A 16,697-nucleotide genomic window follows, 5' to 3' on the forward strand; every position below is an offset into this window, starting at 1 on the left:
CCGGACCGTGCGAACCCGCCACGATCGTGTCGACGCTTCGACACGGTTATATCCGCGACGTGCGATGGGTTTCGCACGTCGAATGCCCGACCCGTCGAGCCTCCGTGACAGCACCCAGATCGTCCTCCCGTGTCACGCCCTCGAGGGCCTCGGAGAGCGGCTCCGGGAGCGGTTCACCGTGACCGTCGTCGAGGCCGACGGCTACTACCGGATCATCGGTAGCCCCGTCGAAATCAAGGCCGCGAGCGACTTCCTCGCCCGGAACGGCGTCGCGGTCGCGTAGCGCGTCTCCCCGCTGCGGGGCGTGCCCGTGGTCGACGCGAGACGATCGGACGGCCGTGGTCGAAACGAGACGATCGAACGGAAAACGAGGAGCGGAACCGTACTCAGCCGACGACGCCGACGAGGAGCTGGACCGCGATGAGGACGAGGAAGACGAGTCCGGCGGCGAACGAGCCCGCCGCGACGCCGTGTGCGTTGCCGAGCCCGCGCCCCCGGGCACTGAAATAGGCGCCCAGGAAGACGAACCCGGTCACCAGCAGTCCGACCGCGGCGTACGTGACGCCGAGGAGGCTCCCCGAGAGCCCCTCCGGGAGTCCGAAGTCGCCGACCGCCAGCAGGGCGAGTCCGCCCACGCCGACCGCGATGGCGACGAACGCGACGGCCCAGACGACCGGTTTCTGCGAGACGTCCCGGAGCGCCCCGACGACCGCGGCGTATCTGTCGGGCGACGCGTCGGTTCCGGGCGCCGTTCGCTGCGCGCCGACCTTCGCGACGGCGAGGAATGTGGCCGCGACGAGCAGCCCCATTAGTGCCGTGCTCAAGAGCGTGAGTGAGACCATGGTGGGTTTCGTTATTAGGCGGTCCGTTCGCGTGTACAAATAGCCTTCGTATACACGCCCGGGACGACGTGCCGGAACCGCTCGGTCAGGCGCGGATCGACCCGCCGTCACCCTGCGATGTCGACGTCGTCAGGGCGGCTCGGTCGGGCGCGCGAGCTGGCTCTTCCGGTCACGCTACACAAGAGCTAAGTGTGCCATCGCCAAGGGAGAAACAAGAGCAGACAGACGAACATGATAGATCCAATTATCCTGCAACAGGGGAGCGACTGGCGCGCGCAGGCGGAGGTCTTCGACGAGATCTTCTTCGTCTTCCTCGCGCTCGGTACGCTCGTCGGTACGATCGTCGTCGCGTACACGCTGTGGAACGTGTACAAGTACCGCGACGACGGGGGCGAACCGAAAGAGGGCTTCGACGCGCCGACGGTCGGCGAGCTCCCGACGGGACAGGGCGGTCCGAAGGCGAAGAAGCTCTTCCTCTCGTTCGGACTGAGCGCGATCGTCGTCATCAGTCTCGTCGTGTACGCGTACGGGATCCTCCTCTACGTCGAGGAGGGCCCCGACACCGGCGAGGAGGGCGACATCGAGATCCTCGTCGAGGGGTACCAGTTCGGCTGGGAGTACGAGTATCCGAACGGCCACACCACGACCGGCGAGATGATCGTGCCGGCCGACCAGCGGATCGACATCGAGGTGACCTCGCGGGACGTGTGGCACAACTTCGGCTCGTCGGAATTACGGATAAAGTCCGACGCTATCCCCGGAGAGACCAACTCCAACTGGTTCTCCGTGAGCTCCGAAGAGGTTGAGGCGCAGGGCGGCGAAGCGACGTTCAGAGTCGAATGCTTCGAGCTGTGCGGCTCCGGACACTCGGCGATGAAGGGCCAGATCACGGTCCTCCCGCAGGACGAGTGGGAGGAGTGGTACGAGGGCACCGAGGGTGACGACTCCGGGAGCGGCAACGAATCCGCCACCGGCAACGAATCCGCCACCGGCAACGATTCCGCCACCGGCAACGAATCCGCCAGCATCGACGACGCCGTCAGCGTGAGCGGCGCCGTCGCCGGAGGTGTTCCCGCATGAGCGAGCTTCCGCCGACGACTTCCGTCAAGCGCTGGCTGGTGACGACGAATCACAAGGACGTCGGGATTCTGTACACGATCACGGCGCTGTTCTTCCTGCTGTTCGGCGGCGTGCTGGCGCTTCTGATCCGCGTTCAGCTCTGGGACCCGGCGAACCAGGTCCTCTCCGGACTCGCGTACAACGAGGCGGTAACGGCCCACGGGCTGATAATGGTGTTCTGGTTCCTCTCGCCGTTCGCCTTCGGCTTCGCGAACTACTTCGTCCCGCTACAGATCGGCGCCGACGACTTGGCGTTCCCGCGGCTGAACGCGCTCTCGTACTGGATGTACGTCTTCTCCGGCGTACTGCTGGGGATCAGCTTCTTCCAAGGCGGCACGCTGAGCGCCGGTTGGACGATGTACGCCCCGCTCAATATCCCGATGTACACGCCGAGCATCGGGTCGACGGGGGCGGTCCTCGCGCTCGCGGTGTTCATCATCGGAGTCACGGCCTCGTCAGTGAACTTCCTCGTGTCGATCCACCACTCGCGTGCCGAGGGGATGGGAATCATGGATATGCCGATGTTCACGTGGAGCATCCTCGCGACCGTCTGGATGATGCTGTTCGCGTTCGCCGCGATGCTCGCCGCAGGGCTTATTCTCGCCTCCGACCGCGTGCTCGGCTCTGTGTACTTCTCGGCGACCGAGGGCGGCTCCCTCCTGTGGGGGCACCTGTTCTGGTTCTTCGGTCACCCGGAGGTGTACATCGTCTTCTTCCCGGCGCTCGGCGTCATGCTGGAGCTGTTCCAGACGTTCTCCGGTCGCCGGCTCGTCGGGCGGAAGTGGGTCATCATCTCCATCTGTCTCATCTCCGTCCAGTCGTTCCTCGTGTGGATGCACCACATGTTCCTCACGACGATCAACCTGGAGATCAAGACGCTGATGATGGCGACCACCATCGGCATCTCGCTCCCCTTCGACCTCGTCGTGTTCTCGCTGATCTACACGCTGATCAAGGGGCGGATCCAGTTCACGACGCCGTTCCTCTTCGCGTTCGGCGCGCTCCTACTCTTCATCCTCGGTGGCATAACGGGGGTGTTCCTCGGCGCCATCGTGCTCGACTACGAGTTCCGCGGCACCTACTGGGTGGTCGCGCACTTCCACTACGTGATGTTCGGTGGGGCGACGGCGCTGTTCGGCGGGGCCTACTACTGGTTCCCGAAGATCACCGGGAAGATGTACGACGAGCTGCTCGGGAAGCTCCACTTCGTGATCTTCTTCGTCAGTTTCAATATGGTGTACTTCTCGATGTTCCTCGGTTGGGAGACCCCGCGCCGCGTCTTCGAGTACAACCCCGAGTTCCAGACGTTCCACCAGATCGGGACGATCGGGGCGTTCATCCTCGGGTTCTCCTTCTTCATCATGTTCTACAACTTCGCGAAGTCCTACGTCGCGGGCGAGCCCGCCGGCGACAACCCGTGGGACTACTCGCGGACCGCCGAGTGGGCGGTCTCCTCGCCGCCGCCGCTTGAGAACTGGCCGAACCGGCCGTCGTACGCGTCCGGTAAGCTCGAGTTCGTGAAGGACTTCGTCCCCGACGGCGGGCCCGCGGTGAAGACCGACGGCGACGGCAACGCCGCGACCGACGGCGGCGACACGCACTCCGACCACATCAAGGAGTACCCGTACTGGGACAAACACCCGAGCCACGCGAGCATCTGGCCGTTCGCCCTCTCGCTGATGACCGCATTCTTCATGTTCGGGCTCTCCGGGTTCGCCGACGCGGTCACGTTCGTCGTCGGCGAGTCGCTCGCGTCGACGAGCGTCGAGATATCGAACGTCGTGTACCCGGTGTTCATCATCGTCGGCCTCGTCGGGATGATCGCCAGCGGCGTGAAGTGGGGGTTAGAGGACTTCTACGCGCCGCCGAGCGAGTTCGCCGAGCGGTGGCCCTTCAACGGCGTCGAGAAGGTGAAGCTGGGGATGTGGTTCTTCCTGGCATCCGACGTGATCGTCTTCGGCGCGTTCCTCTCGGCGGCCATCTTCGTCCGGTACAACGCCGGGTGGATGACGTGGGAGCCGCTGACGGAGTCGCTCCCCGGCCTAATAAACACGTTCGTGCTGATCACCTCATCGTTCACGGTGATCCTGGCGCTCGTCGCGGCCCACCGGAAGAGCCGGAAGGGCCTGCTGGCCTCGCTCGGCGCGACGATCCTGCTCGGGTTCACCTTCCTGGCAATCAAGCTTTGGGAATGGCACCACGAGGTGTTCGACCGCGGCGTGATGATCGGCTCGAACGCCCACGGCGACCCGATCCAAGCGTCGATCTACTACGTCACCACCGGGCTCCACGGCATCCACGTCGTCGGAGGGCTCCTGATCGCCTGCTTCCTGTTCTACAGGGCCTACCAGGGACACTACATGGAGGACGAGCGGCCGATCGAGTACTTCGGCCTCTACTGGCACTTCGTCGACATCGTCTGGGTGTTTATCTTCCCGCTGTTCTACCTCTTCTGAGCCGGCGTTCGCCGCCGAGTTCCGTTTTCCGTCGCGCTCGCTTTTTTCCGCCGACCGCGCCCGTTAGCCCGCGCGGTACGCCGCGGGTCTCTCACTCGGGAACCGGCTCGGCGCACCACTGACAGAAGTCGAACGACGGGTCGGTCTCGCGGCCGCAGTGCGGACACGACATCGCGGCCGTCTCTCCGTCGCGGTCGACCGTCGGCTGACCGGAGCTGTCGGGCGGTACCGCGGCCTCCGTTCGCCCGGAGAAGGCTTCCGGCCGGGCCCGCTCCGCGGCCGCCGAGCGTCGCTCGCGTTCGTGATCGCGGTTGTTCCGAAGCGCGAGGACGTACGCGTCGATCACGCTGGCGGCGACGACGAGCAGTGCCGGCGCGACGTCGGCGACCGGCGGCGCGTCGCCGGCGATGAGTCCCTCCACCGCCGCGTCGGGCACGATAACGACGAGCGTCGCGGTCACCGCGACGTACCACCCGAGCGCGCGCCCCCACCGGCGGAGGTACGCGTGTCCGAGGCCGGAGACGACGAGCGCGAGCACGGCCGCGAGCCACGGTCGGCGTCGACTGCGGTCTGTCATGGGGCGACGTTCGCGCGCCGGGACCGTGTAACTGCCCCTCGCTCGGAGCGTTTATGTGGCCGAGACGCCGAGTCGTGATATGTTCGGACTCCCGGCCGGAGAGTTCCTGATCGGGATCGGGTTCGCGCTGTTCGGGGTCGGCACGTGGTTCCTCGGGCTCGGGATCGCGTACCTGCTCTACCGGCGCTGGCGCGGCGACGGGCCGCGCGCGAACCGCGACGACTGAACTCCGGTCGTCGCCTCCGCACGCCGGGTTCCGGTTCGGTCACGCTTTTGAACTCGCTGGACCGAGAGAGGATATGACCGACACGGCGCTCGTCATCGGCGGCACGCGGTTCATCGGGCGACACACCGTCTCCGATCTGCTCGCGAACGGCTACGAGGTGGCGATGCTGAACCGCGGGAACCACGAGAACCCGTTCTCGGACGACGACCGCGTCACGCACGTCGAGGGCGATCGGACGAACGAGCGCGACCTCCGGACGGCGAAGCTCTCCGCGGAGCCCGAAATCGTGATCGACTGCGTCGCCTACCACCCCGGCGACGTGGAGACCGCGGTCGACGTGTTCGCCGACGTCGACGGCTACGTGTACGTCTCGTCGGGCTCGAGCTACGCCGCCGAGGAGATCCCGAAGCGAGAGGGGGAGACGCCGCTGCACCCGTGCTCCCCCGAACAGGCGGCCGACGAGAGCATGGAGACGTACGGCAACCGGAAGGCCGAAGGCGATCGGATCGTGTTCGACGCCGCCGAGGCGGGAGTCAACGCGACCGCGGTCCGCCCTTGTATCGTCTACGGCCCGTACGACTACACGGAGCGGCTCGACTACTGGATCGACCGCGTCCTCTCGCACGACCGCGTGGTCGTCCCGGGCGACGGCCAGAACCTCTGGCACCGCGCGTACGTCGAAGACGTCGCAAGCGCGCTCCGGATCGCCGCCGAGCGCGGCGAGCCGGGCTCGGCCTACAACGTCGGCGACCGGCGAGCGCTCACCCTCGAAGAGACGCTGGAGGCGATCGCCGAGGCCGCCGGGACCGACTGCGAGGTCGTACCCGCGAGCGGGGACGCGCTCGCGGCCGGCGGGCTCGAACCGGACGACTTCACGCTCTACAGGGAGTACCCGCACCTGCTCGACACGTGCGCGCTCGCCGGTCTCGGCTGGGAGTCGACGCCCGTCGACGAGGCGATGGCGCGGACCGTCGCCGAACACCGGGAGACCGACCGAGACGGAAGCGAGTGGGACCCCGGTCGCGAGGCTGAAGAGCGCGTGTTAGGCGTGAAAGAGACGCTGTAGGTCGGCCGGCTCGTCGCGTACCGATCGGTCGATCGCCGCGCGCGGCTCAGTAGGCGGCGTCCCAGCGCGACGGCTTCCGCCGGTTCCCGCAGTCGCCGCACTCCATGCGGTCCATCGTGTCGATGGCGACGTCCGTTCCCTCGCAGTTCCCGCAGAAGTAGCCGTAGCGCCGCTCCCGCTCGGGGTCGGAGTACGCGACGTAGAAGGGGCCCTCGGAGCCGCGCTCGCTCTCGTCGAAGGCGACGTAAACGGTGTCGCCGGTGCCCGTCTCCACGACGCCCTCGGAGATGCCGGTCAGGCGACTGACCTGTTTGCGGTACTCGCGCTCGTCGAACGTCTCCTCGCCGATCTCCACCCGGCGCTCCCCGACGAGCTCGTACCCCTCGGCCTCGTAGAACGCGGTGCCGGCCTCGTTGGCGACGAGCACGCGCGCCTCGATGCGGTCGACGTCCGCCTCCCGGAGCTCCGCCTCGACGCGTTCGAGGAGCGCGGAGCCGAAGCCGGAGCCGCGGTGGTCGGGGTGGACGTGGAGCCAGTCGATCTCCCCGACCCGCTCGCGGCGGCCGACGACGTAGCTCTCGGCGAACCCGACCACGTCCTCGTCAACGACGGCGACGGGACACACGGTCCCCTCGTCGCCGATGTCCGCGACGAGGTCGTCGGGGTCGTACCACTCGTCGACCGCCTCGGCGAGCAGTGCCTCGTCGACCGCGTGCCCGTAGGAGGCGAGCAGTGATTCGCGGGCGACTTCCCGGATCGCGTCGACGTCGGCTGCGGTGGCGTCGCGGAGTTCCATACTGTACCGTTCGCATACGACTACAAAAAACACGGCCGAACGTGTCAGAACTGCCGGGTCGGTACGGTCGTGACTCGGAGCGGAGAGAACGAGCGCGGCGGCTCGACGGGACGGAGCGGAGCAGAAGCGAGCGTGCCGGGGACCGAAGAGACGTCGGGGTTAAGAGATGGAGTAGGTCGCCGCGGCCATCAGCAGCATCGTGAGCGCGAGCGCGAGCGCCATCACGTAGCTGAGCGAGCGGTTCTCCCACCGGAGGTGCTGGAAGTAGGCGACGATGAGGAGCGTCTTGACGGTCGCGATCACCAGCGTCCCGCCGAGCGCCTGGGCGTACGTGAAGTTGAGGAACTCGGCCTCGAAGAGAACGAAGTTCAGCGTCGCCGCGACCAGGAGCGCGACGTATATCGCTGTGTACAGTTTGAGCGAGTCGTCCGACATTGCTTGAATGAGCGTTCGGCCGCGTGCTTAAAGAATTAACCATCCGACCGGGCGGCGGCGCGTTCGAGGCCCGCAGGACCCCGAAACGCCTTTGGCCTCGACGCGCCGACCTCACGGCGATCACTCCCCGAGGCATCACCGTGGACCCGCTCGAACCGACGGACGACCTGCTCGAATCGCTGTACGTGGTCAACAAGGTCGCGAAACAGTTCGCCGACGAGGCGACGGCCGCCTACGACCGCGGCGACGTCACCGAGAGCAACGTCCGCTCCGCCCGGAAAGACGCCCTCTACCGGACGAAGACGGCGGTCCTCTCACGTATCGTCGCCCACGAGGACGCGCACGTCACCGGCGAGTACCACGCGATCAACGGCGACGTCTGGCTGTTCCTCGCGGTCGGCGACTGGCGCTTCCACCAGCCGCCGCGCGCCATCGGCGGCGACCTCGCCGACGAGGTCGACGTCGCGAACGCGCCCGACGAGCCGATCGACGCCCCCTACGAGCGCGACTCCGCGGTCGAGCGCTCGGACCGGTCTCTCGAAGACGCCCTCACCGGACTGGCGGAGGCCGGCGTCAACGCGAACGACCACCTCGCTCGCCCGACCGTGACGAGCGAGCACGACCGCATCGTCGACGTGCGCTGGTCGTTCCTCCCGTGAGTCCGACGCCGATGCCGGCGATTCGACCTGACCGGTGCTTCCGCTACGGGTGTCGTCGCCGTCGCGCCTCGGAAAAATCGAACGCCTACTGAGGAGCGCGCAGTGCGGCGTTAGCTCTCGACGACTTCGATGCCGCCGAGCATCCCGACCCCCTCGTGGGGCGTACACTTGTACAGCTGGATGCCGGTGTTGTCGAACGACTGCTCGAAGGTCGTCCCCTCCTCGCTGACCGCGCTCCCGCTGTCGAAGTCGGACTCGGACCCCTCTACGGAGGCGACGTTGTGGGCGCCGCCCTCGCCGGTCCACTCCCAGACGACGGTCGTGCTGGAGGTGATCCGGATCGCCGCCGGGTCGAACGCCAGCCCCTCGCCGGCGCCGACGGAGACGGTGACCTGGTCCTGTCCGGTGTAGTCCGCGATGGTGCCGTCGTACATCCGGGCGTCCGCGAGGTAGTCGTCGATCTCGCTCGGGACGTCGTCGCGCGGCTCCCCGGAACCGCCCGAGTCGCCGCCGTCGGAGCCGTCTCCGCCGTCGGAGCCGTCAGAGCCGTCCCCTCCACCGCCGGAACAGCCGGCGATCGTTCCGAGGGCGAGCGCGGCTCCGGTTCCGGCGACGTACCGCCGTCTACTCAGCTTATCAGACATCAGTTTAGATACGCCGTCGAGCCTTACAAACCTCTTGATACACACCGGATCGCCGGAACGGCCGCAGGGGTTAAGTAGCCCCTCTGCCGGTCGGCCGGGACCGCGCCGTCGGCGGATTTATTCCCCGCCGGCGCCCTGAACGGGACGTATGCGGGAAGACGAGCTGGCGACCGCCGTGGTCGACCACTACGCGGCCGCCCACGACGACCTCGAGGTCCGGCTGGAGGAGCCGTACGACGCCGAGGGGCGACGCGGCGTGGTCGACGCGTACGTCCGGCTGCGGACGCCCGAGCGGGTCGACCACGTGATCGAACTCAAGGGCGACGCCGCCGTGCGCCGGGCGACCGGCGCGAACGAGGTCCTGCGGCAGTACCGGCGCATGGAGCGGTACTTCCACGCCGACGAACGGCACGCGATCCGACCGAAGCTGGGCCGCACCGAGCCGGGCGCGCGCTATCTCCTCTGTTTCGCGCCCACGCCGACCTGCGTTCACCACGTCGCCACGCACCGGTCGCTGTACGGGTCGGTCGACGTCGCGGCCCGCGTCGACGACGTCCCGGCGGTCCGCACGGTCGCGTTCCTCACCGGACTCGACGGCGATCCCGCCGACCTCGGGATGGTGTCGGTCAACGGCGACGTCCCGTTCGGCTCCGCGGCGTTCCTCGACGCCGTGCCGCGGGACTCGCGGCTCGCGGAGAGCCTCCGGGGCGTCGACGACGACCTCGTCGAGTTCCCGTGACCCCCGCGCGGTGGTGACGGCGGAGGAACGCCGACCGCGGCGCGTGCGACCGAAAGGCGCTTTTCGCCGCGCCGCGACCCTCGACCATGATCACGGTCGCGTTGGCGGGGAAGCCGAACGCCGGGAAGTCCACGTTCTACACGGCCGCGACGATGGCCGACGTCGACGTCGCGAACTACCCGTTCACGACGATCGACGCGAACCGCGGGGTCACGCACGTCCGGACCGAGTGCCCGTGTCTCGACCGCGAGGAGCGGTGCGGCAACGAGAACTGCCGCGACGGGAAGCGGTACGTCCCCGTCGAGCTCCTCGACGTGGCCGGGCTCGTCCCCGGCGCCCACGAGGGGAAGGGGCTCGGAAATCAGTTCCTCGACGAACTGACGAACGCGGACGTCGTGTTGAACGTCGTCGACGCCTCGGGCGCGACGAACGCGGAGGGCGAACCGGTGGCGGTCGGCTCGCACGACCCCCTCGACGACGTGGACTTCGTCGAGGAGGAGATGGACCTGTGGCTCGCGGGCATCGTCGACCGCAACTGGGAGGGCGTCGAGCGCAAGTCGCGCTCGCCCGACTTCGACCTGGAAGCGTCGATCACGGACCTGTTGACCGGGTTCGGCGCGACCGAACACGACGTGACGGCGGTCCTCCGCGGGCTGGAGTACCCGGACGACCCGAAGGCGTGGACCGGCGAGGACCGCGAGGCGCTCGCGCGGGCGACCCGCCGGCGAACCAAGCCGATCGTCGTCGTCGCGAATAAGATCGACGCCGCGCCCGACGGCGCGCTCGACCGGATCCGCGAGGGAACGGACAAGCCCGTCGTTCCGGCGACGGCGGACGGCGAGCTGGGCCTCCGACGCGCGGCCGAGGCGGGCGTCGTCGACTACGACCCGGGCGACGAGGAGTTCGAGATCCTCGACGAGCTCTCAGATGGGCAGCGGGAGGGACTCGACGCGATCCGCGGCGTGATGGACGAACACGGCGGCACCGGGGTTCAGACCGCGCTGAACGCCGCCGTCTACGACCTGCTCGATCGCATCACCGTCTACCCGGTGCAGGACGCCTCGAAGTGGACGGACGGGACGGGGAACGTCCTCCCCGACGCGTTCCTCCTCCCGTCGGGGGCGACGCCGCCGGACTTGGCGTACGCGGTCCACACCGATATCGGTGAGGGGTACCTCCACGCGGTCGACGCGCGCTCCTCGCGGCGGATCGGCGAGAGCCACGAGCTGAGCGAGGGCGACGTGATACGGATCGTCAGCACGAACTGAGACCGCCGGGGGCCGCCGTCGGTCTCACTCCACCCGCTGCGCGTACGTCACCTGCTTCGGCTCGAACCCCGCGTCGCGATAGAACCGTCGCGCGCCGTCGTTGTCCCACTCGCAGGAGACGGTGAGGTAGTCGCAGTCGCGGTCGCCAACCATCGCCCGCACGCGCTCCACGACCGCCGCGCCGTAGCCCCGGTTTCGGTGCTCCTCGTCGACGGCGAGGTTCACGATCTTCAGGTAATGGGACCGCGCTCGGGAGGGACGGTGACCCGTTTCGAGCGTCACGAACCCGACGGTGTCGCCGTCGACGGAGACGAGGTAATCGGTCGTCGACGGGTCCTCGAGGTGCTCGCGAAACCCCTCGTCCGGGACCTCGCTCGCGTCGGCGTATGCGAGTTCGTTCAGCTCCGAGTACGATACCATCGACGTCGCGAGGTCGTACCACCGCTCGACGAGCGCGTCGAGGTCGCCCTCGGTGGCTTCGACGAGTTCCATGCCGGCCCACCGCGGCGACGGCCCTTCAGTATTGGTCCGGCGCGCGTCGCCGTCGCGTCCGGCGCCCGCGCCGCGGTCCGGTCCGGATTCGCGGAGCGATCCGGCGTGAGACCGACAGGCACATGCGGATCCCCCGAGACGGGCCGATAGATGCTCGGGCTGGAACACGACTTCCGGATCGTCGACACCCGCGCGACGCTGGACCCCGACGAGTCCTCGGTCGCCACGCACGGCCGGGACATCTCCCCCGAGCGGTTGGAGCGCGAGATGCTCCAAGCGGGCGTCGTGCGCGCGGTCGCGAGCCCCGGTCGCCGTTCGCCCGGCCGGAGCTACCTCCGCGCGAACAACGCGGTCGCGCGGCTCTCGATCGACCGGCCGTTCGTCGCGTTCGCCCGGCTCAACGGCCCGCGCGATCCGGGGACCGGCCCCCTTCCGGCGATCCGGAACCTCTACGCCGAGCGCGACGACCACCACGCCCGCCCGGACGACGTCGAGCAGTACTCCTACGACGACCGGTTCCACGGGTTCACGCTCGTCCCCCACGTCGACGGGCTCCCGAACGAGGACGTGTTGCGGCGGCTTGAGGCGGCCGACCTCCCGCTCATCGTCCACGCCGGCAGGGAGTTCCCGCCCGAGGCGGTCGAGCGCGAGCTGCTCGACTACGACCTCCCGGTCGTCCTCGCGAGCTTCGGCGGCTACCCGCTCGACGCCGACCTGATGAACGAGACCCTCGACCTGCTCGACGATCACGACCGGCTCTACGTCGACACGAGCGCCGTGCGCTACCGAGAGGTGCTCGAACGCGGCGTCTTGGAGCACCCGGACCGCGTCCTCTTCGGCTCCGGCGCGCCGGACGTCCACCCGAACGTCGGCGTGATGGAGGTGCTCACGCTCGACGTCTCCGAGGACCTGATGCGCCGCGTGTTCGCGAAGAACCCGGCTCGGCTGATCCCCGCGCTCGCCGAGGGCGCGGACGTCTGAACCGACGGTCACTTGTCGCGGCACCGCCGACCCGACGAGCATGAGCGACGCCGAGAGCGAAATCGACGACGGCGACGACGCCGACGACGACCCCCTCGTCGAGGTCGTTCGCGCGGCCGGCCACGAGCACGTCACCGCCGAGCACGCGAGCACGTTCGAGTTCACGACGGACGACTGGCTCACGCCCGCCGGCGACTGCATCGTCGGCGTCGCGGCCGACCGCGCGCCCCGCGACTTCTCGGCGTCGTTCCGAGAGGCGTGTCGAGACGCGGACGCGACCGTCTCTGCGACGATCGCCGTCGGGGAGCCGGGCGACGAGGCGGTCGACCTCGCGGCCCCGGCGCACGTCGACCGGATCGCCGGACGCGGCGACCCCGACCTGACGCTCCTCGACGACCGCTCGATGGTCGGACGGACGAGCGACTACACCGACGACGAGCGCACGATCCTGGTCGACGGCGACGGGGCGGCCGCCGACCTCGACCGCGACCTCGTCGCCGCGCTCGCCGAGGGCGCGCCGGTCGCGCTGCGGCTGGCCGTCGAACCGGCGGAGTGAGGCGGTGCGAGGCGAGGCGATGCGGACTGAGACGAAGCGATACGGACTGAGACGAAACGAGGCCGAGTTGAGCAGTGAACGCGGGTCCCTCGTCCGGTCCGGTCAGAGCCGGCCGGCGGCGTCGATCAGGTCGGTGGTCGGGAACGGGTCCTCGCGATCGAACGACGCGAAGACGGCCTCGTAGCGCGCCGCGGGCAACACGAGCACGACGACGTTCTCGAAGAACAGCGTCTGGGCCTCGAACTCCTCGTCGATGAGCTCCCTGAACTCGTCGCCGGTGACCTGACTCGCCATGATCAGCCGATACGCGGATTCGAGGTCCCGGTCGGAGTAGCGCGACTCCAAGTCAGCTCGGATGTACTCGAGCGTGAAATCGAGGGAGTCGAGAGAGGCTATCACGCGAGCCTCGGCGCCGTCGACGCCGCGGAGGGTCTCCACCAGTTCGGACACACCGGCGGATTTTGCTGGTACGTACTAAAATCGCACGTTCGGGACCGGCCTCAGATCGGGAGCTCCGCGTCCGCTCCGACGACTCGGTCGACCTCCTCGGGGGCGCGCCAGTCGGTCGTGCGCTCCAGCAGCTGCACGACCATCCGACCCGTCACGCCCCAGACGGTGTAGCCGTCGACGTGGAAGAAGTGGACTCGGTGGTCGCCGTACTCCGGGTGGCCGATGCGACGCTCCGACTCGTAGTTCGCGGCGTCGGTCAGCCCGCTTACGGGGAGGACCGCGACCTCGGCCACCTCCGACTCGTCGGGGACGTACTCCCGGTCGGGCGCGACGCCGACGAACGGCCGGATCCGGTAGGCCGAGGAGGTCCGCGTGTCGTCGAGCCGCCCGACGACGTCGACCTCGTCGGGCCGCATCCCGACCTCCTCGTTCGCCTCGCGGAGGGCGGTGTCGGTCAGGGTCCGGTCGATCGGCTCGCGGCCGCCCCCGGGGAAGCTCATCTGCCCCGGGTGTTCCCCGAGGTGTGCGGCGCGCTTCGTGAACAGCAGGTGGGCCTCGCCGCCGCGCTCGACGACGGGCGCCAGCACCGCCGCCTCGCGGCGCGCCCGAGTCACTTTCTCGGGCGTGTACCGACGCAGCCCCGACAGGTCCATACCGGCCGTAGGCGCCGGGAAGGGGTTAACGTTTCTCCGCGTTCCTGCGGTCTGAAACGATCGGCGGCGGCGAGGGAGACGCCGCATTCGGCCCGCCGCGTCCGGCCCATCGCGTCCCAACGGCCCGCACGGCTTCGGACGTTTTAAGCCCGCGACCGACCCTTCACACGACAATGAGCGACGACGACCAAGAACTCGGTATCACCGAGTCCAAGTCACACAACACCGGCGAGTGGTACGCCGAAGTCGTACAGAAGGCCGGGCTGGCCGACTACGGCCCCGACGGGATGAGCGGGTTCATCGTCACCCGGCCGCGCGCGTACGCCGTCTGGGAGCGCCTGCAGGGGTTCCTCGACGCGAAGTTCAAGGAGACCGGCGTCCAGAACGCCTACTTCCCCCTCTTCATTCCCGAGTCGTACCTCGAACGGGAGAAGGACATCGTCGAGGGGTTCGACCCCGAGGTCGCGTGGGTGACCCAGGCGGGCACGAAGGAGCTCGAAGAGCGGCTCGCCGTCCGCCCCACCTCCGAGTCGATCATCACGCCGTACATCAGCCAGTGGGTGCGGAGCCACCGCGACCTCCCGCTGCGCGTGAACCAGTGGTGCTCGGTCGTGCGCTGGGAGGCGACGGAGACGAAGCCGTTCTTCCGCACGAAGGAGTTCCTCTGGCAGGAGGGCCACACCGCGCACGCGACGAGCGAGGACGCGTGGGACGAGACCATGACGCGGCTCGACCAGTACGAGTCCGTCTACGAGGACCTGCTGGCGATGCCCGTCCTGAAGGGACAGAAGCCCGACCACGACAAGTTCCCCGGCGCGGACACGACGACGACCGTCGAGGCGCTGATGCCCGACGGGAAGTCGGTGCAGGGGGCGACCTCCCACCACCTCGGACAGTCGTTCGCGGAGGCGTTCGACATCACCTTCTCCGACGAGGACGAGGAGGAGCGGCTCGCGCACACCACCTCGTGGGGGCTCTCGTGGCGCGCGCTCGGCGCGCTGATCATGACCCACTCCGACGAGCAGGGGCTCGTGCTCCCGCCCGGCGTCGCCCCCGAGCAGGTCGTCGTCGTCCCGATCTGGCAGGAGGACACGAAAGACGACGTACTGGAGTACGCCGAGGGCGTCGCCGACGACCTCGACGCGGCGGGCGTCCGCGTCGAGCTCGACGACCGCGACGAGCGCAACCCCGGCTTCAAGTTCAACGAACACGAGCTCAACGGGATCCCGATCCGGATTGAGATCGGCCCCCACGAGGTCGAGGACGGCGAGCTCACGCTCGTTCACCGCCCCGACGGGGAGAGCGTCGTCGAGGACCGCGAGGGCGTCGTCGACACGGTCCGCGACCACCTCGACGAGGTGTACGCGAAGCTGTACGCGGCCGCGGAGGAGACGCTCGACGGCGAGGTCCGCGAGGCCGAGGACCGCGCCGAGATCCTCGGGACGCTCGGCCAGCACGGCGGCTACGTGAAGACGCCGTGGTGCGGCGACGAGGCCTGCGAGGAGCCGATCAAGGAGCCGATGGCCGCCGAGATCGTGATGGTCCCGTTCGAGGACGACGACCCGCTCGTCGACGGCGAGGGCGACGAGACGTGTGCGATCTGCGGCGAGGACGCCGAACGGACCGCCTACTTCGCGAAGTCGTACTGAGGCGTAGAGCCGACGACGCTCCCCGGCGTCGTCGCCGGTACTCGCACGGTCCGCGAGCCCGCTCGCGAACACCCCGCCGCCGTCCCGCGTTTAATCCGCGTTGATCCGACTTAACGGAGATCGGTTTATATACGGATACGTCGCCTACCGTCAGGTGATGAACCGAGGTATCGCGCTCCTCGTCGTCGCGTTCGCGGTAGTCGGCGTCGTCGGGATCGCCGCGGCCGGCCCGGTCGGGACGGCCGTCGCGCAGGGGGACCCGGGGGCGACGAACGAGACGGCCGAGGGCAACGAGACGGCGAACGTGACCGACATCAGCCCCGGTGAGCGCCTTTCAGGCGTGATAGGGGTCCAGCGGGCCGAGATAGCCGGCGAAGTCGATTCGCGGGCGTTCGAGGTAGCACTCAACCGGACGGAGAACGCTGAGGACCGGGCCGACCTAGTCGAGGAGCGGTTGAACCGGACCGAGGGGCGACTGACCGATATCGAGCGGCGGCAGCGAGAACTCCGCGAGCGCCGCGACGCCGGTGAACTGACTCAAGGCGAGTTCGCCGCGCGGATGGCGGAGCTCGGCGCCCGGGCGGAGACGGTCAAGCGCGAGGCGAACCGAAGCGCCGACGTCGCCCGCGATCTCCCCGAGTCGGTTCGGGCGGACCGCGGCCTCGATGAGGAGCGACTCGGCGAGCTTCGCGAGCGCGCCAACGAGGCGAGCGGCCCGGAGGTCGCGGCGATCGCCCGCGGCGTCGCCGGAAACGACGTCGGTGGGCCGTTGGCGGCCGAGCGACGCGGCCCGCCTGAGAACGCGGGTCCCGAGAGCGATCCGGGTCCCGGTGAGGGGGGCGACGGCGGCGACGGCGTTCCCGGGACCGGTGACGGGACGGCCGGCGAGGGTCCGCCCGACCGCGGCGACGGGAGTGACGCCGACGGCAACGCGACGAACGCGACCGGCGACTCGACGAACGCGGTCGGGACGCCGACGGACGGTTCGGGGAACGCGAACGAGGGGGCCGGTCGCGGTGACGGCGGCGACCGCAGTGACGGTGCGGACGGAGGGAACGCGACCGCTCAGGGCGACGGGGGGTCCGCGCC

At 68.8% G+C, this 16,697-nt stretch carries 20 protein-coding genes; 12 read left to right on the top strand and 8 right to left on the bottom strand.

Going from position 1 to position 16,697, the window contains the following annotated elements; all coding sequences use genetic code 11:
• The first annotated feature begins 82 nt into the window (after window positions 1-82).
• Complete coding sequence (locus tag DJ75_RS08395; protein ID WP_094524049.1) at window positions 83-283, top strand: hypothetical protein; 201 nt, start codon at window positions 83-85, stop codon at window positions 281-283.
• Window positions 284-386: 103 nt separating this feature from the next.
• Here DJ75_RS08395 and DJ75_RS08400 read toward each other — a convergent pair whose 3' ends face one another.
• Window positions 387-842: a hypothetical protein gene (locus tag DJ75_RS08400; RefSeq protein WP_094524050.1), complete on the bottom strand. Its 456-nt coding sequence runs from the start codon at window positions 840-842 to the stop codon at window positions 387-389.
• A gap of 231 nt (window positions 843-1,073) precedes the next feature.
• On the opposite strand from DJ75_RS08400, the gene coxB reads away from it, so the two are divergent.
• Together coxB and DJ75_RS08410 are read left to right on the top strand one after the other, a co-directional pair.
• Window positions 1,074-1,922 (top strand): cytochrome c oxidase subunit II, encoded by an 849-nt coding sequence (gene coxB, locus DJ75_RS08405; RefSeq protein ID WP_094524051.1) that lies wholly within the window; start codon window positions 1,074-1,076, stop codon window positions 1,920-1,922.
• On the top strand, window positions 1,919-4,417 hold the full coding sequence (locus DJ75_RS08410; protein ID WP_094524052.1) for a cbb3-type cytochrome c oxidase subunit I: 2,499 nt from the start codon (window positions 1,919-1,921) through the stop codon (window positions 4,415-4,417). The genes coxB and DJ75_RS08410 overlap by 4 nt, the downstream gene beginning before the upstream one ends.
• A gap of 91 nt (window positions 4,418-4,508) precedes the next feature.
• Here the strand turns inward: DJ75_RS08410 and DJ75_RS08415 are convergent, their stop codons facing one another.
• Complete coding sequence (locus DJ75_RS08415; RefSeq protein ID WP_094524053.1) at window positions 4,509-4,994, bottom strand: zinc ribbon domain-containing protein; 486 nt, start codon at window positions 4,992-4,994, stop codon at window positions 4,509-4,511.
• 79 nt (window positions 4,995-5,073) lie between these two features.
• Between DJ75_RS08415 and DJ75_RS18610 the strand changes: the two genes are divergently transcribed.
• Entirely contained in the window at window positions 5,074-5,220 is a 147-nt protein-coding gene (locus tag DJ75_RS18610) for a hypothetical protein (protein ID WP_170938263.1), read from the top strand.
• Between the two features lie 73 nt (window positions 5,221-5,293).
• Window positions 5,294-6,286, top strand: a complete 993-nt coding sequence (locus tag DJ75_RS08420; RefSeq protein WP_094524054.1) for an NAD-dependent epimerase/dehydratase family protein — start codon at window positions 5,294-5,296, stop codon at window positions 6,284-6,286.
• A 46-nt stretch (window positions 6,287-6,332) separates the two neighbouring features.
• Here the strand turns inward: DJ75_RS08420 and DJ75_RS08425 are convergent, their stop codons facing one another.
• Together DJ75_RS08425 and DJ75_RS08430 are read right to left on the bottom strand one after the other, a co-directional pair.
• Window positions 6,333-7,082, bottom strand: coding sequence for a GNAT family N-acetyltransferase (locus DJ75_RS08425; protein ID WP_094524055.1), 750 nt, complete (start codon window positions 7,080-7,082; stop codon window positions 6,333-6,335).
• 159 nt (window positions 7,083-7,241) lie between these two features.
• Window positions 7,242-7,517 carry a cytochrome C oxidase subunit IV family protein gene (locus DJ75_RS08430; protein ID WP_094524056.1) on the bottom strand — a complete coding sequence of 92 codons (276 nt, stop codon included), beginning with the start codon at window positions 7,515-7,517 and terminating at the stop codon, window positions 7,242-7,244.
• A gap of 140 nt (window positions 7,518-7,657) precedes the next feature.
• Here DJ75_RS08430 and DJ75_RS08435 point away from each other — a divergent pair, with 140 nt between their 5' ends.
• Entirely contained in the window at window positions 7,658-8,176 is a 519-nt protein-coding gene (locus DJ75_RS08435) for a hypothetical protein (protein ID WP_094524057.1), read from the top strand.
• 110 nt (window positions 8,177-8,286) lie between these two features.
• Here DJ75_RS08435 and DJ75_RS08440 read toward each other — a convergent pair whose 3' ends face one another.
• The gene (locus DJ75_RS08440; protein WP_094524058.1) at window positions 8,287-8,820 is read right to left on the bottom strand and encodes a halocyanin domain-containing protein; all 534 of its coding nucleotides are present in this window, start codon (window positions 8,818-8,820) and stop codon (window positions 8,287-8,289) included.
• A gap of 148 nt (window positions 8,821-8,968) precedes the next feature.
• Between DJ75_RS08440 and DJ75_RS08445 the strand changes: the two genes are divergently transcribed.
• The gene (locus DJ75_RS08445; protein WP_094524059.1) at window positions 8,969-9,559 is read left to right on the top strand and encodes a hypothetical protein; all 591 of its coding nucleotides are present in this window, start codon (window positions 8,969-8,971) and stop codon (window positions 9,557-9,559) included.
• Window positions 9,560-9,645: 86 nt separating this feature from the next.
• Window positions 9,646-10,827, top strand: a complete 1,182-nt coding sequence (locus DJ75_RS08450) for a redox-regulated ATPase YchF (protein WP_094524060.1) — start codon at window positions 9,646-9,648, stop codon at window positions 10,825-10,827.
• Window positions 10,828-10,851: 24 nt separating this feature from the next.
• Here the strand turns inward: DJ75_RS08450 and DJ75_RS08455 are convergent, their stop codons facing one another.
• Window positions 10,852-11,319, bottom strand: a complete 468-nt coding sequence (locus DJ75_RS08455) for an N-acetyltransferase (RefSeq protein ID WP_094524061.1) — start codon at window positions 11,317-11,319, stop codon at window positions 10,852-10,854.
• 150 nt (window positions 11,320-11,469) lie between these two features.
• Between DJ75_RS08455 and DJ75_RS08460 the strand changes: the two genes are divergently transcribed.
• Window positions 11,470-12,300: an amidohydrolase family protein gene (locus DJ75_RS08460; RefSeq protein WP_094524062.1), complete on the top strand. Its 831-nt coding sequence runs from the start codon at window positions 11,470-11,472 to the stop codon at window positions 12,298-12,300.
• Between the two features lie 40 nt (window positions 12,301-12,340).
• The gene (locus tag DJ75_RS08465; protein ID WP_094524063.1) at window positions 12,341-12,856 is read left to right on the top strand and encodes a DUF371 domain-containing protein; all 516 of its coding nucleotides are present in this window, start codon (window positions 12,341-12,343) and stop codon (window positions 12,854-12,856) included.
• Window positions 12,857-12,958: 102 nt separating this feature from the next.
• Here DJ75_RS08465 and DJ75_RS08470 read toward each other — a convergent pair whose 3' ends face one another.
• Together DJ75_RS08470 and DJ75_RS08475 are read right to left on the bottom strand one after the other, a co-directional pair.
• Window positions 12,959-13,306, bottom strand: a complete 348-nt coding sequence (locus DJ75_RS08470; RefSeq protein WP_094524064.1) for a hypothetical protein — start codon at window positions 13,304-13,306, stop codon at window positions 12,959-12,961.
• A gap of 50 nt (window positions 13,307-13,356) precedes the next feature.
• Complete coding sequence (locus tag DJ75_RS08475) at window positions 13,357-13,959, bottom strand: CoA pyrophosphatase (RefSeq protein WP_094524065.1); 603 nt, start codon at window positions 13,957-13,959, stop codon at window positions 13,357-13,359.
• 173 nt (window positions 13,960-14,132) lie between these two features.
• Here DJ75_RS08475 and proS point away from each other — a divergent pair, with 173 nt between their 5' ends.
• Both proS and DJ75_RS08485 read left to right on the top strand, forming a co-directional pair.
• Window positions 14,133-15,608: a proline--tRNA ligase gene (gene proS / locus DJ75_RS08480; protein ID WP_094524066.1), complete on the top strand. Its 1,476-nt coding sequence runs from the start codon at window positions 14,133-14,135 to the stop codon at window positions 15,606-15,608.
• A 157-nt stretch (window positions 15,609-15,765) separates the two neighbouring features.
• On the top strand, window positions 15,766-16,697 hold a 932-nt coding region (locus tag DJ75_RS08485; protein ID WP_254921914.1), incomplete at its 3' end, for a hypothetical protein.

Source organism: Halorubrum sp. Eb13 (genome assembly GCF_002252895.1).
Taxonomy (GTDB): domain Archaea; phylum Halobacteriota; class Halobacteria; order Halobacteriales; family Haloferacaceae; genus Halorubrum.